The organism is Aliamphritea hakodatensis (genome assembly GCF_024347195.1).
Lineage (GTDB): Bacteria > Pseudomonadota > Gammaproteobacteria > Pseudomonadales > Balneatricaceae > Amphritea > Amphritea hakodatensis.
The window spans coordinates 1381342-1400121 of record NZ_AP025281.1; the positions used below are offsets into that span (position 1 = coordinate 1381342).

The window sequence follows — 18780 nt, forward strand, 5'->3', positions numbered from 1 at the left end:
CGGCCTGAATAAGGCACACAGGATTTAGATTGTTACCTTTTTTTGCTTGGCGACCATAGCGAGATGGAACCACCCGATCCCTTACCGAACTCGGAAGTGAAACGTCTTAGCGCCGATGGTAGTGTGGGGCTTCCCCATGTGAGAGTAGGTCATCGCCAAGCACCTAATTAAGAGAAACCCTGCTACCTTGTAGCAGGGTTTTTTCGTGTGTTATTGTGAATATAATAATAAGAAAACCCCTGATCGTAATCCGGTCAGGGGTTTTCTTATTATGGATACGTACCTGATCACAAGTCGGGTATTGACGGCGGCTTGGCGTTTACCGGCTAAGCTTAATGTATATATTTATCTGAGAGTCCGGTTGTCGTAATGATGGCGCATTCTAATTATCACATGCCTTATGTGGACGGCGTTATGCCGCCGTTTTTCTTCGCCTGCCGGCAGGAAGGGATGTGGTATGGCCTGAACAGTACTGCTGATGAAACGGTTAATTCCGGCGAGTTGCTGGCGTGGCTGCGTGGCTTTGATGAGCGTATCGAGCTGGAAACCTATCAGAATAAACGTGGCGAACTGATGTATTCAGCCTGCATCTGTTTTCCGAATATACCGCTTAAACGAATGACCTCTTCCCGGCTGAAGGCTTATGTTAGTAAGCATCGACGGGCTAAGAGTGGCGGTTATTTTGTGACAGAGACCAAGCTGTATTTACCGCTGGTGTCCTCTGTGATTATGGCCAATATGCTGCAGGATCTTAAAGTGGGTCTGAATATGCTCGACGAAGTCGAGACGGTAATGGCACATGTTAAACTGATGGAATCCCGCAGAACGGCGTGTGCGGTTGAGGTGGAAGGTAAGGTCGGTGCAAAGCTGCCTACAGAACAGCTGGGACGCTATACCGCCGGGTACTTACAGTATGACGCTGAAGTCAGCCGTTCCGATAAAGAAGCCAAGCAGCTGCTTAATGCCGCGGTTCGTAAAATCAGTCAGGTGTATGCCGACTGGGAAGAGTTTTGTAAAATATAAAAAGCCCGCCTGTCAGGCGGGCTTTTTGTTTTCATCAGGGAATGTCAGTCCATATACATGGATTCGATTCTGTGGATGGAAAGGTCTGCACCGTTAAATTCCTCTTCTTCATCCAGACGCAGGCCACAGCATACTTTAATTGCACCATAGACAATTAACCCGCCAGTTACGGCAACAAGGATGCCTGCAGCGGTGCCTGTAAGCTGTGACATCAGGCTTACACCGCCGAGGCCGCCAAAGGCCGTTGTGCCAAAGATACCTGCAGCGATGCCGCCCCAGGCACCGCACAGGCCGTGCAGTGGCCATACCCCCAGGACGTCATCTATTTTCCAGCGATTCTGTGCGACGGTAAACATCCAGACAAACAGTGCGCCGGCAATGCCGCCGACAAACAGAGCACCGATCGGGTGCATGATGTCAGAGCCTGCGCATATGGCCACCAGACCGGCCAGCGGACCGTTATGAATAAAGCCTGGGTCATTTTTACCGGCAAGCAGTGATGCAATGATACCGCCTACCATTGCCATTAAGCTGTTAACTGCGACCAGGCCTGAGATCCCGTCCAGAGTTTGCGCTGACATGACGTTAAACCCGAACCAGCCAATGCACAGTATCCACGCGCCCAGCGCCAGAAACGGGATGTTTGAAGGTGGAAATGCCATCAGACGTCCGGATTTATACCGGCCTTTGCGGACCCCCAGCAGAAGTACTGCAACTAATCCCAGCCAGCCGCCAACACCGTGAACGACAACCGAGCCGGCAAAGTCATGGAAGGGCGCACCAAAAGTGCTTTCCAGCCAGTTCTGAAATCCGTAATTGCCATTCCAGATCATGCCTTCGAATAAGGGGTAAACAATACCGACAATCAGGGCAGAGGCGATCAGGAAAGGCCAGAAACGGGCCCGTTCTGCAATCCCTCCTGAAACGATGGCTGGAATAGCGGCCGCAAAGGTCATCAGGAAGAAGAATTTTACCAGTTCATAGCCATTGCCGGCGGCGAGTGTCTGAGCGTCGTTGAAGAAGGTCACACCGTAGGCGATCCAGTAACCGATAAAAAAGTAGGCGACCGCTGAAAAGCCAAAGTCAGTCATGATTTTTACCAGCGCATTCACCTGGTTTTTCTGCCGGACTGTACCGACTTCCAGAAATGCAAAGCCGGCATGCATGGCAAATACCATGATCGCGCCCATGAGAATAAAGAGAGTGTTTGAACTCTGAACCAGGGTTTCTACAGCACTGTTAATACTATCCACAGCGGTCTCCGAAGCATTAGTGCACCAATTGGAGTCAGGCGTAATACCACCTGCACCAATTCAGCGCGTTTATAGTTTTTTATGTAGCAAAACCGGGCAGAATGCCCGGTTTTGCGGTGTATGCTTCTGGTATTGCAGGAGGTGTGCCAGTTTATTCGTGTGTGACAGGGGCATAAAAAAACCGGGAGTGTTCCCGGTTTTATAAGCTTTATGAAGGGTTACGTGATGTTGTGTAAGTAATCCTGGCATTCCTGCCAGTTACCCCGGTATACAATCCGGTTGGCTTTGTTGCCCAGCTGATAGCTGTACATCGGATCGTAATACCACTCTAACAGGGGGCTTAACCAGTTCAGATGCTGGCTGTAACCTTCGCCTTTGTCGTGGGTGGCGATCGCCTGCTCCATCATCTTGCGCAGTTCCCGCCAGCGTTCGCTGCCCAGACGTTTGCGAATCTTATCCAGCCCGCTGAGCAGATATTCAGCGCACAGATGATTGCCCTGTTCCTGACCGTAATGTTCGGTATGGGAGCGGTGCATATCGATGACGTATTCCTGAAGGAGGTTATGTAACCGGGTTTCGAGATCTTCTTCCACCACAATGATAGGGGCCTGCTGCATCTTGAGGTGCAGGGAATGCGGGATATCAACGCTGCCGATGATCCTGCCTTCGTCTTCCAGAATGAGCTCGCTGATACCGGTATTGCGCAGTTTCAGCAGGTCTATGGCCAGTTTGTTTTCGAAATTAATCTGTGAGCGTTGCGGCGTAACATAACGGCCAAAGCTTGAACCGCGGTGATTCGCAGCGCCTTCCAGATCGACGGCGTTTTTCAGGCTGTTAATCAGAGGGGTTTTCCGGCAGCCGGTATTGCCGCCAACAATGTAAAAAGGCAGTGCTTCACAAGTTGCTTCGATCTCATCCAGCAGGAAGTTACGCAGTGCTTTATAGCCACCGGTGACCAGGGGGTAGTCAGCACCGGCTTCTTTCAGCCACTGCTGGGTTGTGCGTGAACGCAGGCCGCCACGGAAACAATACAGATAGCCTTCAGGATTTTCCTCTACGAATGCTTTCCAGGCCGCCATGCGCTGTTCTTTAATGTCACCGCTGACCAGTTTATGGCCCAGTTTGATCGCCGCATCCTGCCCCTGCTGTTTATAACAGGTGCCTACTTTTTCCCGTTCTTCATCGCTCATCAGCGGTAAGCTGACTGCAGAAGGAAATGCGCCTTGCTTAAATTCTACCGGTGCCCGCAGATCGATCATGGGGGTGTCATTGAGAAACAGTTGCCGGTAATTCAGTGTATCATCGCGCATTATGTTGCCTGTAAGCTGGCTGTCATTTTCGGGCCGCCATTATATGCGATCTCTGCCTGAAAGCCTAAGAATCACTGGCGCTGACTGAGTTCCGGTAGCATTTCGGTGAGCGCTTGGCTATATTCCCCGGCGTTAAGTAATCGTCTGGTAAGCTGAATGAATTCTTCCGTGGTACAGCCCCGCCGTCCGTATCTGGGCAGAGGGGCAACTGTTGAACGCTGTGAGTCCTGTTTTTTGCGGGTTGATAAGTGTATCTGTGAGTTGCGCAGTGCTATTTCTGCACAGGTTGAGTTTTGTTTGCTGACGCATAATGACGAAGTGTATAAGCCCAGCAATACCGGCCGGCTTATCCGGGATTCTATTGCCGGCACCCGGCGGTTTATCTGGCACAGAAAGGAAGCTGATCCTGAGCTGCTGGCCCTGATTCAGAACCCGCAAGTGAATGCTTACATCGTCTTTCCCCCGGGGGATGACTATGCTGAGCGGATGGCGGAGTTTGTTCCACAGCCGGATAAGCGAAGCGTGTTCATTGTACTGGACGGAACCTGGCGTCAGGCACGGCGTATGTTCCGCCTGAGTGAATATTTGCAGGGGCTGGCGGTCATCAGTCTGAAAAACGTGCCGGTTTCCCGTTACGAATTGCGTAAGGCGGTGCATGACAATCAGCTATGTACCGCTGAAGTAGCGATTGCTCTGCTCGGTGAAATTGGTGATCACAGCGCCAGTGCTCATTTACAGCGCTATTTTGATGCGTTTACCGGACGTTATCTGGAAACCCGCAGCCAGAAGGTGACTGCCGGTATATCAGACGATGCCCGGGGATAAGGGTAAAGGGGACAGGCTCAGGGGCTGGCCGGTTGCTGATTGTTCTGCCGGCGGCAGGATGTCAGTACTGGGCCAGTAACCGGTGTTGAGGGCATCCGCATAAGGGGTGTTCAGGCCTGCCTGATGCATCTTACTGATACTGTCTTGTACGTCATATTGTAACGCATGCCAACTGGCAGTGATTCGGCCATCAGCTTCTGGGGTTATCAGCATATACCAGGTATCCGGCTGGCCATCGTTGGCTGGCATGCCAATGACCCCTGCATTAAGCCATGTACCGTTTGTCAGTATCCGCCCGAAAGGAATACCGCAATGGCCACTGATAATGACATCTCCTCCGGAATCTGCCTGTTGTTGTGTCTGCTCCGCTGTATCTGAAGCAAAAATAAACTGGTTAATGCTGTTCAGGCCGCCGTGGATGGCATGCATTGTCAGCCCTGCCCAGTCAAAGCTGATATGCGCCGGCAGGCTTGCCATCCAGGCTTTTGCATCAGCACTGACTCTGGGTTTGGCAAAGTTAAACCAGCCGGCAGACAGTAAGTCACAGGAACTGCCCGTATCAAACCCGCAGCCACAGTCGCTGGCGTCATTCCCCAGAGATTCTTCACAGTTGCCCTGTACGACAGAAATACCCCATTCATGGATTACGTCAGTTGTTTCCTGTGGTGAAGCACAGTAGGCAACAATGTCGCCGGTACAGAGAATATTGCCGGTTGGAATGTCCAGCTGTTGACTGATCTCTTTAATCGCCTGAGTTGCTGCCAGATTGCTGTAAGGGCCACCAAAAATGAGCAGTGGTGCGGTATCAGCCGGGGTAAATTTTTGCATGGCCGGATTCCGTCATCAGGCTGAACTGGGTAAGGGTTGTGTCTTGCGGTTGCTCTGAATACCCAGCCAGAACAGCACACAGCCGCCAATCAGAACAGTCCCTGAGATGAACAGCAGTTTGGTGTATTTGTGCGAGTCGCCCAGCAACTGGGTGTGTCCGGCGGACTCGACAAAGTACAGGGCAGCCCCGGCAATCGCCAGGATGAACGTGCTGACGTAGCTCCATACAGGGACCTGATCCTGTTTACCCCATAAACAAAAGAAAATAACCGGCGCCAGATACATAGAAGCTGTCCCGCTGACAGCGACCGCACTGAACAGGTCTTTATTGCCAAGGAATACGCACAGTAAACCGAGCAACATAAATACTGCCATCGTGACCCGGCCGTTAAAGCGGCTGGCGGGCATCAGTTTCATATCAACAGCCACCAGTTTTGATGAGCTGGAGAGGGTGCTGTCCAGTGTCGACATCGCTGAGATGACCAGGGTGATATTAAACAGCAGCATGGCGTTCTCACCCAGCAGGCGCAGCAACGCTTCGTTCATGGATTCACCTGAAGCGGCCTGAGCGCCGGCGATAATGCCAAAGCTGCCGAAAATAATGATACAGATAACGCTGATCCAGCCTGCATGAATAAAGCTTTTGCGGGTAGTTTCCCGGTCGGCAAGGAAGCCCCGGTCCATCATCACCGGATCGTGCATCGGATAGCTCCACACTTGCAGTAAGGCGACCAGCAGAAGAACAGGGCCCGGTTCTGTGATGTTAAATGGCTTAAACATGAGATTGTCGATGCTGACGTGTCCCTGAAACAGAACCAGACCGCTCAGCAACGCCAGCACAGCCAGAAACAGTGTCATCTGGAACAGGTCTGTACGAAGGGATGCCTTCAACCCTCCCAGCATTGAGTAAACCAGGGTAATGCCGGCAAAAAGAATAACCGCAAAGGTGTAGCTGCTGCTGCCGGCGACGCCAAAGAGTATGCCGATGACCAAAATGTTGGCGAATACTTCACTGATCAGGCGCAGGCCGATAACAAAGTTATAGCAACCGGTTCCCCAGCGGCCAAAACGGGCGTACAGGAATGCCTGCACACTGGGATAGCCGTGATGGAAGCGTAAGGAATCTATGATCTTGCCCCCGGTGAGGAAGGACAGATAGTAGGCAGCGTATGCCAGCGTGCCCCAGATACCGTAGTAAAATCCCAGAATAGCGGCGTTCAGCAATGAGCGGGCAAAGATCCAGGTTGTTACCTGAGAAAAGGTCAGCAGTAATAAGCCCGGCTGTTCGTCGTCTTTGCTAAAGCCTTTGAAAAAGGTGTGGTCGTTGTTTACTCTGGGTGAGAGGAATAATGAAATTGCTGCCACAATGCCAACAACAATTGCCAGAGATAACGCCATGTCTAATGCCTTTATTCGAATAGGATGAGTTGCAGCATGGCTGCAAGCAGACGTGAAATTACAAGGGAAAATGAAAAAAGGGTCAAGAAAGGGCTGCTGGCTGACAAGACTGTTTGTTTTATAACTTATAACCGCAGGCTATATAGAATCCGGGCTGCGGTATATGACAGCAGCCCGGGCATGGCCTGTGTTCAGTCGAATGCTTTGCCGGTCGGTACCGCGACGACCGGAATTTTGGCACCCTTGATGACCTGACGGGTGGTCTGGCTATGGTGACCGAAGGTGTTTTCAGAGCCCATCACTATCATATCAGCATTGCTCAGTTTAGCCTGTGCCAGAATAGAATCGGTGTAATTACCTTCCACTACCCGCTGTTCAATGTCCAGGGTAACGGTTTTATCCAGTGAGCCCAACTCTTCTTCACAGAAGACTTCAACACGCTTTTGCATAGATGCTTTAACTTCATCGATGCCTTCATCATGGATTTTTTTAACCAGATCCTGTGGCAGATAATTCTGAATCAGCGCTTGCCCCAGTTCACCGATCGGCTCAATAACATGCAGCATGATTATATGGGCATCAAACTGTTGTGCCAGGTTAACCGCCTGACGGAATACCGGCCGGGTGTGCTTCCCCAGTGAAGTGGTATAAAGAATCGTTTTAATCTTTGGTAAAGCCATGGTCTGCCTCGCTATTATGTCTGCCCGGGGAGTAAATATCTTACAGGGCTAAGGTAAGTCGTTGCTCCGCAAGGGTAAATCCCCGAAATTGGGTAGTCTTGATCCGGATCAACAACCGCAACGGCGTTTAGAGGTTTTGCCAATGCCCGGGTTGAATGTATTGGTCGGATCAAGGGCAACATAGAAGTCCTTTAAACCTTCCTCTGCTGCATACAGATGCCCCACATTATGTTCTGCCGGGTACTTGGCACCTTTCGCCGCGAGGATGTCCAGCATCTGCTGTTTTATCGCTGCCGCATCAGCACCTTTCTTTAAAATATAGTCCTGATGGAATACGTGGCACATGAAATGTCCGTAATACAGAGAGCTGACTAACTGACTGCGGATTTCTTCCGGCAGTTCTTCTACCCAGTTTTCATCGTTCCGTTTCAGGGCAATATCCAGCGCGAGGATATTTTCCACCTCATCCTGATGGACCGTCTGGTAGCGGATGGCTGCACCTGCCGCAGCAAAGCGTAACAAGTATGCTTTCTTGGCTTCATCGGCACTGCAGGTGAAGTAATTTCCTGATGAGCTGTTTTTAAAGAATTTCTGCAGGTAAGACTCAGCTTCAGTAATGCCAGCATCACTCATCTTAAGAATCAGATGGTGCTCATAGTCATCCCGGTACTGCATGAGACGTTTTGGCACAATATTTTTCCAGCAGCGGCTCAGCAGTTGCATGGCCCGGTCCGGAATATCTTTGGGCAGGAAACTGAAGCGGTTAAGCCAGGCGGTGATGGAACCTTTCATGGCAAACAGCTTGGGCAACGGATCTGTGCCCAGATAGTTGATCATCAGAAATACATCTTTACCGTATTTCAGCGCAATATCGAAAACATCCCGGTGCATGTATTCGCCGACTTCCGGCAGGTTTTCAAAGTTCTGCAGAATATCCCGTCGCAGCTGCGTCAGCTCTTTCGGGTCATTGGTGCCGATATAGAAAACCTGTTCTTTTTCAGCGACCGGGAAGGTATCGATACGGACGGCAAAAATGGCCAGTTTGCCGGCACAGCCGCTGGCTTCGTACAGTCGGCTGGTATCGGCGTTGTAGCGGGCCGGGGTATCAGCATCAACGTCTCGGAGGATTTCCGGGTAATCACTGGCCGACGCCTTTCCTTCGTAGGGTTCAAGGGTATAGGCGTTGAAGTGCTGCAGTTCCAGATTAGTGAGAATTTCTTCCGGTGAGTTGCCCAGTTCAATGCCCAGATGGTTCACCAGCTCCAGTTCACCCTGCTCACTGATCTGTGCGTAAAGCGACAGCTCAGAATACGCCGGACCCCGTTTAACCAGTGCCCCGCCAGAATTGTTCGCAATGCCGCCAATGATGGAGGCTCCTATGCAGGATGAGCCTATAACAGAATGAGGTGCCCGTTTCAGAGGTTTGAGCAATTTCTCCAGTGTGAACAGTGTCGCTCCGGGAAAGCTGATAATCTGCTTGCCTTCATCCAGCAGGATGATTTTGTTCATCCGGGTGGTATTGAGGATAATAATGTCGCGGTCGTAGTCGTCGCCGCTGGGGGTAGAGCCTTCAGTCAGACCGGTGTTGGCCGCCTGCATGATGATAATCTTGTTGGCTGCTACGCAGGTTTTTAATACCTGCCATTGCTGGAGCAGGGTGGTAGGAAATACCACGGCCAGCGCGTCGCCTTTGCCGGAACGAAAACCGCTGCGGTAGTGCTCAGTCTGGCGCGCTTTCGTATAAATGTTGTCGGCGCCGACAATTGCACTTAACTGCTGAATGATCGCATCTTGAGACATAGTGATACCTTGAGTCTTTCGCGTTACATCGTGGCCCGGCAGATGCCGGGCCCTGGCGTGTCAGTCGGTTTTTTAGCCGTATGCCGCCGCCGGTAGCCAGAGTACCAGTTGTGGCCAGAATACCAGGATTAACAGGCCGGTCAGCTGCAGAATGATAAAGGGTGTCACACCTTTATAGATATCGGTAATCTTCACATTCGGCGGACACACCCCTTTCAGATAGAACAGGGCGAAGCCCACCGGCGGGGTGAGGAAGGAGGTCTGCAAGGCCATGGCGACGAGCATCACGAACCACACCAGTTCCGGATTATCCACTACACCGTAGCCGTTGATATCCAGCCCCAGGGCAGAAATCACCGGTGCCAGCAGCGGTAGGATAATCAGGGTGATTTCTATCCAGTCCAGGAAGAAGCCCAGCAGGAAGATTACACCCAGAATGAAGAATATGATGCCGTACGGGCCGAACGGCAGGCCGGTCAGGAAGGACTCGATCAGCTCATCACCGCCCAACTCCCGCAGTACCAGCGCAAAACAGGTAGCCCCGATGAAAATGGCAAAGATGTATGCCGTGGTGTTGTAGGTGCCGGTCATCACTTCTTTCAGCACTTTAAAACTGAACTTACGGTTATACATGGCCAGCAAGGTAGCACCGAAAGCGCCCACACCGGAGGCTTCTGTCGGCGTAGCGACACCGGCGAAGATAGACCCCAATACCACGAAGATCAGCGCTAATGTCGGCAAGATGGCCTTGATTACAGAAATCAGCGTCGCTATCGTTACCCGTTTGGCGTCCGCCGGCAGCGGCGCAGACTCAGGCTTCAGGAAGCCGGTAATCAGAATGTAGGCAATGTACATGGCACCCAGCATCAGGCCCGGGAACACCGCCCCCATGAAGAGATCACCTACGGACAGACCTAACTGATCCGCCATGATGACCAGCATGATGCTTGGTGGAATCAGAATCCCCAGGGTACCGGCGCTGGCAATGGTGCCCAGAGCCAGCGGCATGGCGTAGCCCTGCTTGGTCATGGAAGGCAGAGACATAACGGCTAACAACACCACGGATGCCCCTATGATGCCGGTGGATGCCGCCAGGATAATGCCGATCGCGGTTACCGTAATGGCCAGACCGCCACGGACATTACCGAACAACTCCTGCATGGATTTCATCAGCCGTTCTGCCACACCGGATTTGTCCAGCATGATGCCCATGAATATGAACATGGGGAGCGCCACCAGAATCCAGTTGTCCATGATCTTCCAGAGGCGGTTCACCACCAGACCGAGGGTCAGATAATCCAGCCCGGTAATGGTGTCGAAGTAGGTATCCGCAATGTAGCCGATGCCGGCGAAGATAACCCCAATGCCGCCCAGTACCCAGGCGACCGGGATGCCGGTGAATAACAGTGCGATGAACGAGACGAACATCGCAATGACAAGAATTTCGTTAATTTCCATCATGCATCCCCTTTAAACAGTAAAACAGTATCGCGGTATAAACGTGACAGCGCTGCCAGCGCCATCATGGCCATACTGAGGGGAATTACGCTCTTGATCAGCCAGCGCCACGGCAGGCCGGAAGGCGATTCAGAATGCTCGTTGATGCGCCAGGCGTCAGCAACAAATTCCAGGCTGTGTAAAAAGATAATGCCGATGAAGGGCAGCACCAGTACCAGAATACCGAAGATTTCAATGATGTATTTGCTGCGGGCCCGGAAACCGGTGTAGAACAGATCTACACGGATATGTGAGTTGGTGGTTTGTGCATAGGCAAGACCAAACATAACGCCTACGGCATAGAGGTGCCATTGTAATTCTTCCAGCAGAATCAGGCCGCTGGAAAAGCCTTTACGCAGGATTACCTGAGCCATGATTACCAGTACCAGTAATACGTATGACCAGGCAATGTAGCTGCCGATTTTCTGAATAGCACGATCGATACAATCGGCGAGAGGCACGGGTGGCATGTTACCGGAAGTATTCACCTTGAGGCTCCTCTGTAAATTATTATTCTGATATTTCTACATCTGTAGCAGTTAACAAACGGGCTGCCTGAGCAGCCCGTTACTGCGGGGTGGAGAAGCAGAACTTCTCCGGAGGGACGTTTTACCGTTCAGCACGTGGCAGGAATGCGTTCGCTTCCCACAGGTCGTAGCCCTGACGGAAAGTACTCATATCTGTCCAGACCTTGTTGAAGAATGCGTCGCCGGCCGTTTTCTCAGCAACGACTTCTTGCCACTTTTCGTTGAAAGTATTCAGCATGTCATCGCTCCAGTAACGGATGTTTACACCGTTTTCCTGTGCTTTAGCCATGACTTCAAACTGCATGGACTCACCTTCAGCAATGGCGTTGGTCATGGATGCTTTACAGGTGTTTTCAACAATTGCCTGCTGGCCTTCTGACATCTTGCCCCAGGCATCTTTGTTCACCAGCAATTCGAATACGGTCGCCTGCTGGTGCCAGCCAGGGAAGTAGTTGTACTTCACAATCTTATGGAAGCCCAAACGCTGATCAATGGCAGGCTGAGAGAATTCAGATGCATCGATTGCACCTTTTTCCAGGGCACCGAAGATTTCGCCGCCCGGTAACTGAGACGTGGACACACCCAGTTTTTCCATCACGGAAGCACCCAGGCCGAAGAAGCGCATGTTCAGACCTTTCAGGTCTTCAGGGCTGTTGATTTCTTTGCTGAACCAGCCGGAGGTTTCCGGTGAAATGATTGCACACGGAATCACTTTTACGTTGTAACCGTTAGTGTCATACATTTCCTGATACAGGTTCATGCCGTTACCGTAATACAGCCACGCCATGTATTCACCGGCTTCAGGGCCGAAAGGCACAGCAGAGAACAGTGCGGCAGCCGGCATCTTACCCTGCCAGTAACCGGCAGTTGCATAACCGGAATTGATCTTGCCGGCAGATACAGCATCAAGAATCTCTTTAGGTGCAACCAGTTTACCCGGCTCGTAAATCTTCATTTTGATAGAGCCATCGCTCATGACTTTCAGCTGTTCAGATACCCATTTGATCGGTGTACCCAGTGCTGGCAGGTGCGAGCCAAATGCGATTGGGGTTTTCAGCAGGACTTTATCTGCTGCCTGTGCGGTGACGGTACCGCAAACAGCGGCGCTCAGTACGGCTGTGCTCAGAATAGACTTTACGAACTTTTTCATGACTTGCCCTCGTTGAGGTTGTTGTTCTTTTTTCTGCCAGAGGCTGAATCTGTGGATATTCTTTTGATGTCTGAAACCTTATTCAGATTATTTCTTGATAAATTGGTCATACCAATTTACCATCAAAAGTGTTGTAACCATAAAGATTCGTGCGGATACTTGTCAATAGCTAATTTTTGCTGAATATGTGCGCTTAAATCTGATTTTGTCGGCAAGTTGCTGTTTTTTTTATGTTTAATTTTGGTCTTACCAATTTGTTTTGTGATCTGCGATTCGACAATGAACTGCTCTGGATCAATGCCTTTTGTACATTAGGGCGGTGGTGATTTTCCGGATCAGACAAACCGGAAGGGGATTGCTAAGATAAAAAAGCAACCATTGGTAGGATGAGCAGGTATACTGCGGTCCGCGGCAGATGATCTCAGCCCGGCCGTTAGGTGATGGTTAGAAAAAAGCACAGTGTGATTGCGGTACGGAGCTGTTAATGCAGTTCCACGGAGAAATATGAATATGGCGTATCAGCGCGTAAAACAGCCAAAAATATCTGATGTCATCATGGGCCAGTTGGAAGAGATGGTGCTTGAAGGCACGCTTAAGCCTGGCCAGCGGTTACCTTCAGAGCGTGAGCTGGCAAAACAGTTCGATGTTTCCCGCCCTTCATTACGGGAAGCGGTTCAGAAACTTTCTGCCAAAGGGGTGCTGATCAGCCGGCAGGGTGGCGGGACCTATGTGTCTGAGGATCTGGGCGGTGCGTTTTCTGATCCTTTACTGGAGCTGTTTAAGACTCATCCGGAAGCGCAGTACGATCTGCTTGAGTTCCGTCATGCGCTGGAAGGGGTCTCTGCTTATTATGCTGCCTTGCGCAGTACCGCTGCGGATAAAGAAAACATTCGCGCCCGTTATAATGCCCTTCAGGAGCATCACGAGAATAAAGCCTTCGATAAAGAAGTGTATGCGGATGTGGATTTCCACCTGGCAATTGCTGAAGCCACACATAATATGGTGCTGTTACATATGATGCGCGCGCTCTTTACGCTATTGCGCCAGCATGTCTGGGATAACCTGCAGGATATTTATCCGAAGCCGGAAATTCGCGGCAAGATACATCAGCAACATTATGTGCTGATGGAAGCCATTCTTGAAGGGGATCCGGAGCGTGCCAGCCAGGCGGCGCATGATCATCTGGCATATGTGGAAGATGCCTTATTACAGCAGGGTAAGGAAGATACCCGCCTTAAGCGGGCTTTACGCCGGGCTGATCTGACCCCGCGCTGATCTGAAACCTCTGAACTTCAAGGTAATTCCCTGATTTGGTGACTTGTCTCAATTGGCACAAGTGACGTTTCTAACTTAAAGCGGGCCTTTTCCGGTGGGCTGTGTACGGTTCATTGCCTGAGCCCCCATCACCTGTAAATATCCTGTCATATACGTTCTGTATAAAAACTACACAGCTTGTTGCCAAGGTAGATTTTTGTAGTCTGACTAGACTTGAAAAGTCATTTTTTGTAGTATTACTACAAAATTTTTACCAACAAACCTTTATACCTCAGTGTGAAAAGTGGATTAAATGCGTCATGCTTAGGTCTGATTGGGTCATTAGTCGTTGTTTTTGCGATGATTCAGGCTGATCGTTACTCTGATTTGTTCTTTTGTAGTTGTTGGTGCCGGTGACCGGATGTCGCCTGTACCGCACCTGACCGTGCGTCGGTAAGCAAATTTTCAGAGCATTCTGGTTTGTTGGTGGTCAACAGCGCTTTATTCGGAAGCTGCCTGCTAATAAAAGATAGAAGTAAGAAAAAGTGGAGAAAGGAAACGTGCAAGACATAATCGATGATATTGATCCAATCGAAACGAATGAATGGCTGGATGCGCTCGAGTCTGTTGCAAAACACGAAGGTGATGAGCGCGCGCGTTATATCCTGAGTAAGCTTGGCGAAAGAGCCTCGGACATGGGGATCGAGTCGGCAAATACGTTAACAACGTCTTATGTAAATACGATTGCCCCTAAAGATGAAGCCCGGATGCCGGGTGATCTGTTTATGGAGCGCCGGATCCGTTCTTTTATCCGCTGGAACGCGATGGCAATGGTCATGCGTGCCAACGACAACGATGAAGGTCTTGGTGGCCACATCTCCAGTTTTTCTTCTTCCGCAACGCTTTATGATATCGGCTTTAACTATTTCTTCCGCGGCTCAGAAGGTGAGCAGGAAGGCGATCTGGTCTTTTTCCAGGGCCATATTGCGCCGGGTATCTACTCCCGTGCTTACCTTGAAGGCCGTCTGACAGAAGAGCAGATGGATAACTACCGCCGCGAAGTGGACGGTGTGGGCCTGTCTTCTTATCCACACCCGTGGCTGATGCCTGACTTCTGGCAGTTCCCGACGGTATCGATGGGTCTTGGCCCGATTCAGGCGATTTATCAGGCACACGTGATGCGTTACCTGTCTGCCCGCAGCCTGATTAACCGTGGTGACCGTAAGGTATGGGCATTCCTGGGTGACGGTGAGTGTGATGAGCCGGAATCTCTGGGGGCAATCGCACTGGCCGGCCGTGAACAGCTGGAAAACCTGGTGTTTGTGGTTAACTGTAACCTGCAGCGTCTGGACGGTCCGGTACGGGGTAACGGTAAGATTGTTCAGGAACTGGAAGGTGTATTCCGCGGTGCTGGGTGGAACGTGATTAAGTGCCTGTGGGGCCGTCACTGGGATCCGCTGTTTGAAAATGATACTTCCGGTTTGCTGAAAAAACGGATGGATGAAGTCTGCGACGGTGAACTGCAGAACTATAAGGCTAACGGTGGTGCGTATACCCGTGAGCATTTCTTCGGTAAGTATCCTGAGCTGCTTGAACTGGTTAAGGATATGTCTGATCAGGACATCATGAATCTGAACCGCGGTGGCCACGATCCGTATAAAGTATTCGCCGCTTACCAGCAGGCGATGAACCATAAAGGTCAGCCGACCGTTATTCTGGCGCAGACTGTAAAAGGATACGGTACCGGTAAATCCGGTCAGGCGAAAAACGATACTCACTCCATGAAGAAAGTGGCCATGGATGACCTGATGGACTTCCGTGACAACCACAATATTCCGCTGACGGATGAGCAGCTGAAAGATGTACCTTATTACCGGCCGTCGAAAGAGTCGCCGGAAATGAAGTATATGATGGACCGCCGTAATAAGCTGGGCGGTGTTTACCCGTCCCGCCGGGCAGATTTTGATGCGTTGGAAATTCCGCCTCTGGATACCTTCTCTTCCCAGCTGAAAGAAAGTGGGAAGCGTGAGATGTCCACTCAGATGACCCTGAACCGGGTGCTGAGCACGTTGGTGAAAGACAAGGCTATCGGCGAGCGTATCGTACCGATCGTGCCGGACGAAGCCCGTACCTTCGGTATGGAAGGTATGTTCCGTCAGTTAGGCATTTATACATCAGAAGGCCAGCGTTATGTGCCTCACGATGCTGATCAGATCATGTTCTATAAAGAATCCAAGACCGGTCAGATTCTGGAAGAAGGTATCAACGAAGCCGGTGCAATGAGTGCATGGATGGCGTGTGCAACGTCATACAGCAATAATAACTGCACCATGATCCCGTTCTACATTTACTACTCGATGTTTGGTTTCCAGCGCATCATGGATCTGGCCTGGGCGGCTGGTGATATGCAGGCCCGCGGTTTCCTGATCGGTGCCACGTCTGGCCGTACAACGCTGAACGGTGAAGGTCTGCAGCATCAGGACGGCCACTCCCACCTGATGGCGCAAATGATTCCGAACTGTGTCTCGTATGACCCGACATTCGGTTACGAGCTGACCGTCATTGTTCAGGACGGCCTTAAGCGCATGTTCCAGGACAAAGAGAACAAGTTCTACTACATCACTACGATGAACGAAAACTATGCCCACCCGGCTATGCCGATTGGTGCTGAAGAAGGCATCGTTAAGGGGATGTATCTGCTGCAGGAAGGCAAGCAGGCAGAGAAGAAAGTACAGCTGATGGGCTGCGGCACGATTCTGCGTGAAGTGATTGCAGCGGCGGACATCCTGCGTGATGAGTTTGGCATTGAAGCGGATATCTGGAGCACCACGTCTATCAACGAGGTGCGTCGCGATGCGCAGGCGGTTGCCCGCTGGAACATGCTGCACCCGGCACAGGAACAGCGTACCAGCTACCTGCAAGAGTGTCTGGCGGACCGTCAGGGCCCTGTGATTGCAGCGACCGATTACATGCGTATGTACCCTGAACAGCTGCGTGAATATATGCCGGGTACTTACCGGGTACTGGGAACTGACGGTTATGGCCGTTCAGATACCCGCAATAAGCTGCGTGAATTCTTTGAAGTAAACCGTCACTACGTGACAATTGCTGCCCTGACAGCACTGGCCGACGATGGTCTGATTGAGCGTTCTGTAATTGCCAGTGCGATGCAGAAGTTTGGCATTAACCCAGAAAAACCAGCCCCTTGGACTGTGTAACCCTGGCCAGACGGAAGCAAAAGAGGAAATGACTGTGAGTACTGTGAATATTACGGTTCCTGATTTAAGTGGTGCGGCTGACGTTGATGTAGTCGAAGTGTTTATTAAAGTCGGCGACAAGGTTGAAGAAGGGGATTCACTGATTGCCCTGGAGACCGATAAAGCTTCAATGGAAGTACCTGCGATGCAATCCGGTGTGGTTGTCTCGGTAGCTGTCAGCGAAGGCGATACCATCAACGAAGGCGACGCATTGTGTGTATTTGAAACGGCGGCAGCGGATGCGCCTGCAGAAGACGTTCCGGTTGTTGCTGAGCCTGTAGCAGAAGCGGCACCGGTGGCAACTGCACCGGCAGTGGCGCCTGCTGCGGCGAGCGAAACCGTTCAGGTTGCTGTACCTGATCTGAGCGGTGCCAGCGATGTAGATGTCGTTGAAGTATTTGTAAAAGCGGGCGACAGTGTATCGGAAGGTGATTCTCTGATCGCGTTGGAAACCGATAAAGCCTCGCTTGAAGTACCAGCTCCGCACAGCGGAACAATTGTCAGCATGGCGATCAGTGAAGGCGGCACTGTAAACGAAGGTGACGCACTGTGTGAAATGCAGATTGCAGGCAGTGCGCCTGTTGCTGAGCCGGTAGCCGAAGCACCGGTTTCTGAAGCCCCTGCTGCTCCGGCGCCTGCTGCTGAAATAGCCCCTGTAGTTGCCGGTGGTGTGGAAGATGTGCTGATTCCGGATCTGAGCGGTGCCACTGATGTGGATGTGGTGGAAGTGCTGGTTAAAGATGGCGACACCGTTGCGGAAGGTGATTCCCTGATCGCGCTGGAAACCGATAAGGCGTCCATGGAAGTACCGGCACCTAAGGCGGGTACTGTTAAATCCATGAAGATTAAAGAGGGTGACCAGGTGAATGCCGGTGACCTGCTGATGAGCCTTGAAGTGGCTGCAAGTGCTGCTCCTGTGGCAGCGGCTGCGCCAGCACCGGCTCCGGCGGCAGCTGCACCGGCTGCTTCAAAGCCTGCCGCGCCCGCTGCACAGCCAGCTCAGACCGTTGATAAAACTGAGCTGGAACAGAAGAATAAATCTGTTCATGCCGGCCCTGCGGTCCGTGCCATTGCCCGTGAATTCGGTGTTGATCTGGCGCTGGTTGCCGGTACCGGTTCGCGTAACCGTATCCTTAAGGAAGATGTTCAGGCCTATGTGAAAGCGTCTCTGAAGAAGCTGAAAGAGCAGCCTGCAGCGGCGGTAAGCGGTGGTTCCGGCATTCCGGCTATTCCGGAAATTGATTTCAGCCAGTTTGGTGAAGTCGAGCTGGAAAAACTGAGCAAAATCAAAAAAGTTACCCGCGATAACATGTCGCGTTGCTGGTTGAATATTCCGCATGTGACTCAGTTCGATAAGGCGGATATTACTGACCTGGAAGCGTTCCGTGCCGGTATGAAGGAAGAAGCTGCCCGTGAAGGGGTTAAGCTGACGCCGCTGCCGTTCATGATTAAAGCGATTGCTATGGCGCTGAAAGCGCATCCTAAGTTTAATGCTTCTCTGCATGCTGATGGCGAACATATTGTGTATAAAAAGTATGTGAACATTGGTATGGCGGTGGATACTCCGAATGGCCTGATGGTACCGGTTATCAAAGATGCGGATAAGAAGAGCATCTATGAGCTGTCCCGGGAAGCGGTTGAGCTGGCCGGTAAAGCGAAAGACCGTAAGCTGAAGCCGAATGAGATGCAGGGTGCATGCTTCACGATCTCCAGCCTGGGCGGTATTGGCGGCACCGGCTTTACGCCGATTGTGAATGCCCCTGAGGTGGCGATTCTGGGTGTGTCGAAGGCAGATATCGAGCCGCGCTGGAACGGTAAGGAATTTGAGCCACGTAAGATGTTGCCTTTGTGTCTGTCTTATGACCATCGGGCAATCAACGGCGGTGATGCAGGACGTTTCCTGACGTACCTGAATGCACTGCTAAGTGATGTACGTCGTATGGCGATGTAATCCGGTATTGTTTGGACAAACAATTGT

Annotated in this window: 14 protein-coding genes and 1 rRNA gene; 6 read left to right on the forward strand and 9 right to left on the reverse strand. The window is 51.4% G+C overall.

Annotation, left to right across the window (positions count from 1 at the left end):
* Positions 1-45 precede the first annotated feature (45 nt).
* A 5S ribosomal RNA gene (gene rrf, locus PCI15_RS06285) occupies positions 46-161 on the forward strand.
* 208 nt (positions 162-369) lie between these two features.
* The gene (locus PCI15_RS06290) at positions 370-1023 is read left to right on the forward strand and encodes a hypothetical protein (RefSeq protein WP_271273489.1); all 654 of its coding nucleotides are present in this window, start codon (positions 370-372) and stop codon (positions 1021-1023) included.
* A 44-nt stretch (positions 1024-1067) separates the two neighbouring features.
* On the opposite strand, the gene PCI15_RS06295 is transcribed toward PCI15_RS06290, so the two are convergent.
* Together PCI15_RS06295 and mnmH are read right to left on the reverse strand one after the other, a co-directional pair.
* Positions 1068-2276, reverse strand: coding sequence for an ammonium transporter (locus PCI15_RS06295; RefSeq protein ID WP_271273490.1), 1209 nt, complete (start codon positions 2274-2276; stop codon positions 1068-1070).
* A 218-nt stretch (positions 2277-2494) separates the two neighbouring features.
* Positions 2495-3586, reverse strand: coding sequence for a tRNA 2-selenouridine(34) synthase MnmH (gene mnmH / locus PCI15_RS06300; protein WP_271273491.1), 1092 nt, complete (start codon positions 3584-3586; stop codon positions 2495-2497).
* Positions 3587-3742: 156 nt separating this feature from the next.
* Between mnmH and PCI15_RS06305 the strand changes: the two genes are divergently transcribed.
* Complete coding sequence (locus PCI15_RS06305; protein WP_271273492.1) at positions 3743-4411, forward strand: tRNA-uridine aminocarboxypropyltransferase; 669 nt, start codon at positions 3743-3745, stop codon at positions 4409-4411.
* Here PCI15_RS06305 and PCI15_RS06310 read toward each other — a convergent pair.
* The 7 genes from PCI15_RS06310 to PCI15_RS06340 all read right to left on the reverse strand — a co-directional run bounded on the left by PCI15_RS06310 (position 4391) and on the right by PCI15_RS06340 (position 12291).
* Positions 4391-5239, reverse strand: coding sequence for a metallophosphoesterase family protein (locus tag PCI15_RS06310; protein ID WP_271273493.1), 849 nt, complete (start codon positions 5237-5239; stop codon positions 4391-4393). The genes PCI15_RS06305 and PCI15_RS06310 overlap by 21 nt on opposite strands.
* Before the next feature lie 15 nt (positions 5240-5254).
* Positions 5255-6637 (reverse strand): SLC5/6 family protein, encoded by a 1383-nt coding sequence (locus PCI15_RS06315; protein ID WP_271273494.1) that lies wholly within the window; start codon positions 6635-6637, stop codon positions 5255-5257.
* Positions 6638-6828: 191 nt separating this feature from the next.
* A complete protein-coding gene (locus PCI15_RS06320; protein WP_271273495.1) occupies positions 6829-7317 on the reverse strand; it encodes a universal stress protein in 489 nt (162 codons plus the stop codon).
* Between the two features lie 108 nt (positions 7318-7425).
* The gene (gene dld / locus PCI15_RS06325; RefSeq protein WP_271273496.1) at positions 7426-9117 is read right to left on the reverse strand and encodes a D-lactate dehydrogenase; all 1692 of its coding nucleotides are present in this window, start codon (positions 9115-9117) and stop codon (positions 7426-7428) included.
* Positions 9118-9189: 72 nt separating this feature from the next.
* Positions 9190-10575 carry a TRAP transporter large permease gene (locus PCI15_RS06330; protein WP_271274590.1) on the reverse strand — a complete coding sequence of 462 codons (1386 nt, stop codon included), beginning with the start codon at positions 10573-10575 and terminating at the stop codon, positions 9190-9192.
* Complete coding sequence (locus PCI15_RS06335) at positions 10575-11102, reverse strand: TRAP transporter small permease subunit (protein WP_271273497.1); 528 nt, start codon at positions 11100-11102, stop codon at positions 10575-10577. The genes PCI15_RS06330 and PCI15_RS06335 overlap by 1 nt, the downstream gene beginning before the upstream one ends.
* A gap of 121 nt (positions 11103-11223) precedes the next feature.
* Entirely contained in the window at positions 11224-12291 is a 1068-nt protein-coding gene (locus PCI15_RS06340) for a TRAP transporter substrate-binding protein (RefSeq protein WP_271273498.1), read from the reverse strand.
* Between the two features lie 510 nt (positions 12292-12801).
* Between PCI15_RS06340 and pdhR the strand changes: the two genes are divergently transcribed.
* From pdhR to aceF, 3 genes are all read left to right on the forward strand, one after another.
* Entirely contained in the window at positions 12802-13566 is a 765-nt protein-coding gene (gene pdhR / locus PCI15_RS06345; protein ID WP_261844188.1) for a pyruvate dehydrogenase complex transcriptional repressor PdhR, read from the forward strand.
* A gap of 539 nt (positions 13567-14105) precedes the next feature.
* Complete coding sequence (gene aceE, locus PCI15_RS06350; RefSeq protein ID WP_271273499.1) at positions 14106-16763, forward strand: pyruvate dehydrogenase (acetyl-transferring), homodimeric type; 2658 nt, start codon at positions 14106-14108, stop codon at positions 16761-16763.
* A gap of 34 nt (positions 16764-16797) precedes the next feature.
* Positions 16798-18753, forward strand: coding sequence for a dihydrolipoyllysine-residue acetyltransferase (gene aceF, locus PCI15_RS06355; protein WP_271273500.1), 1956 nt, complete (start codon positions 16798-16800; stop codon positions 18751-18753).
* Positions 18754-18780: the final 27 nt, after the last annotated feature.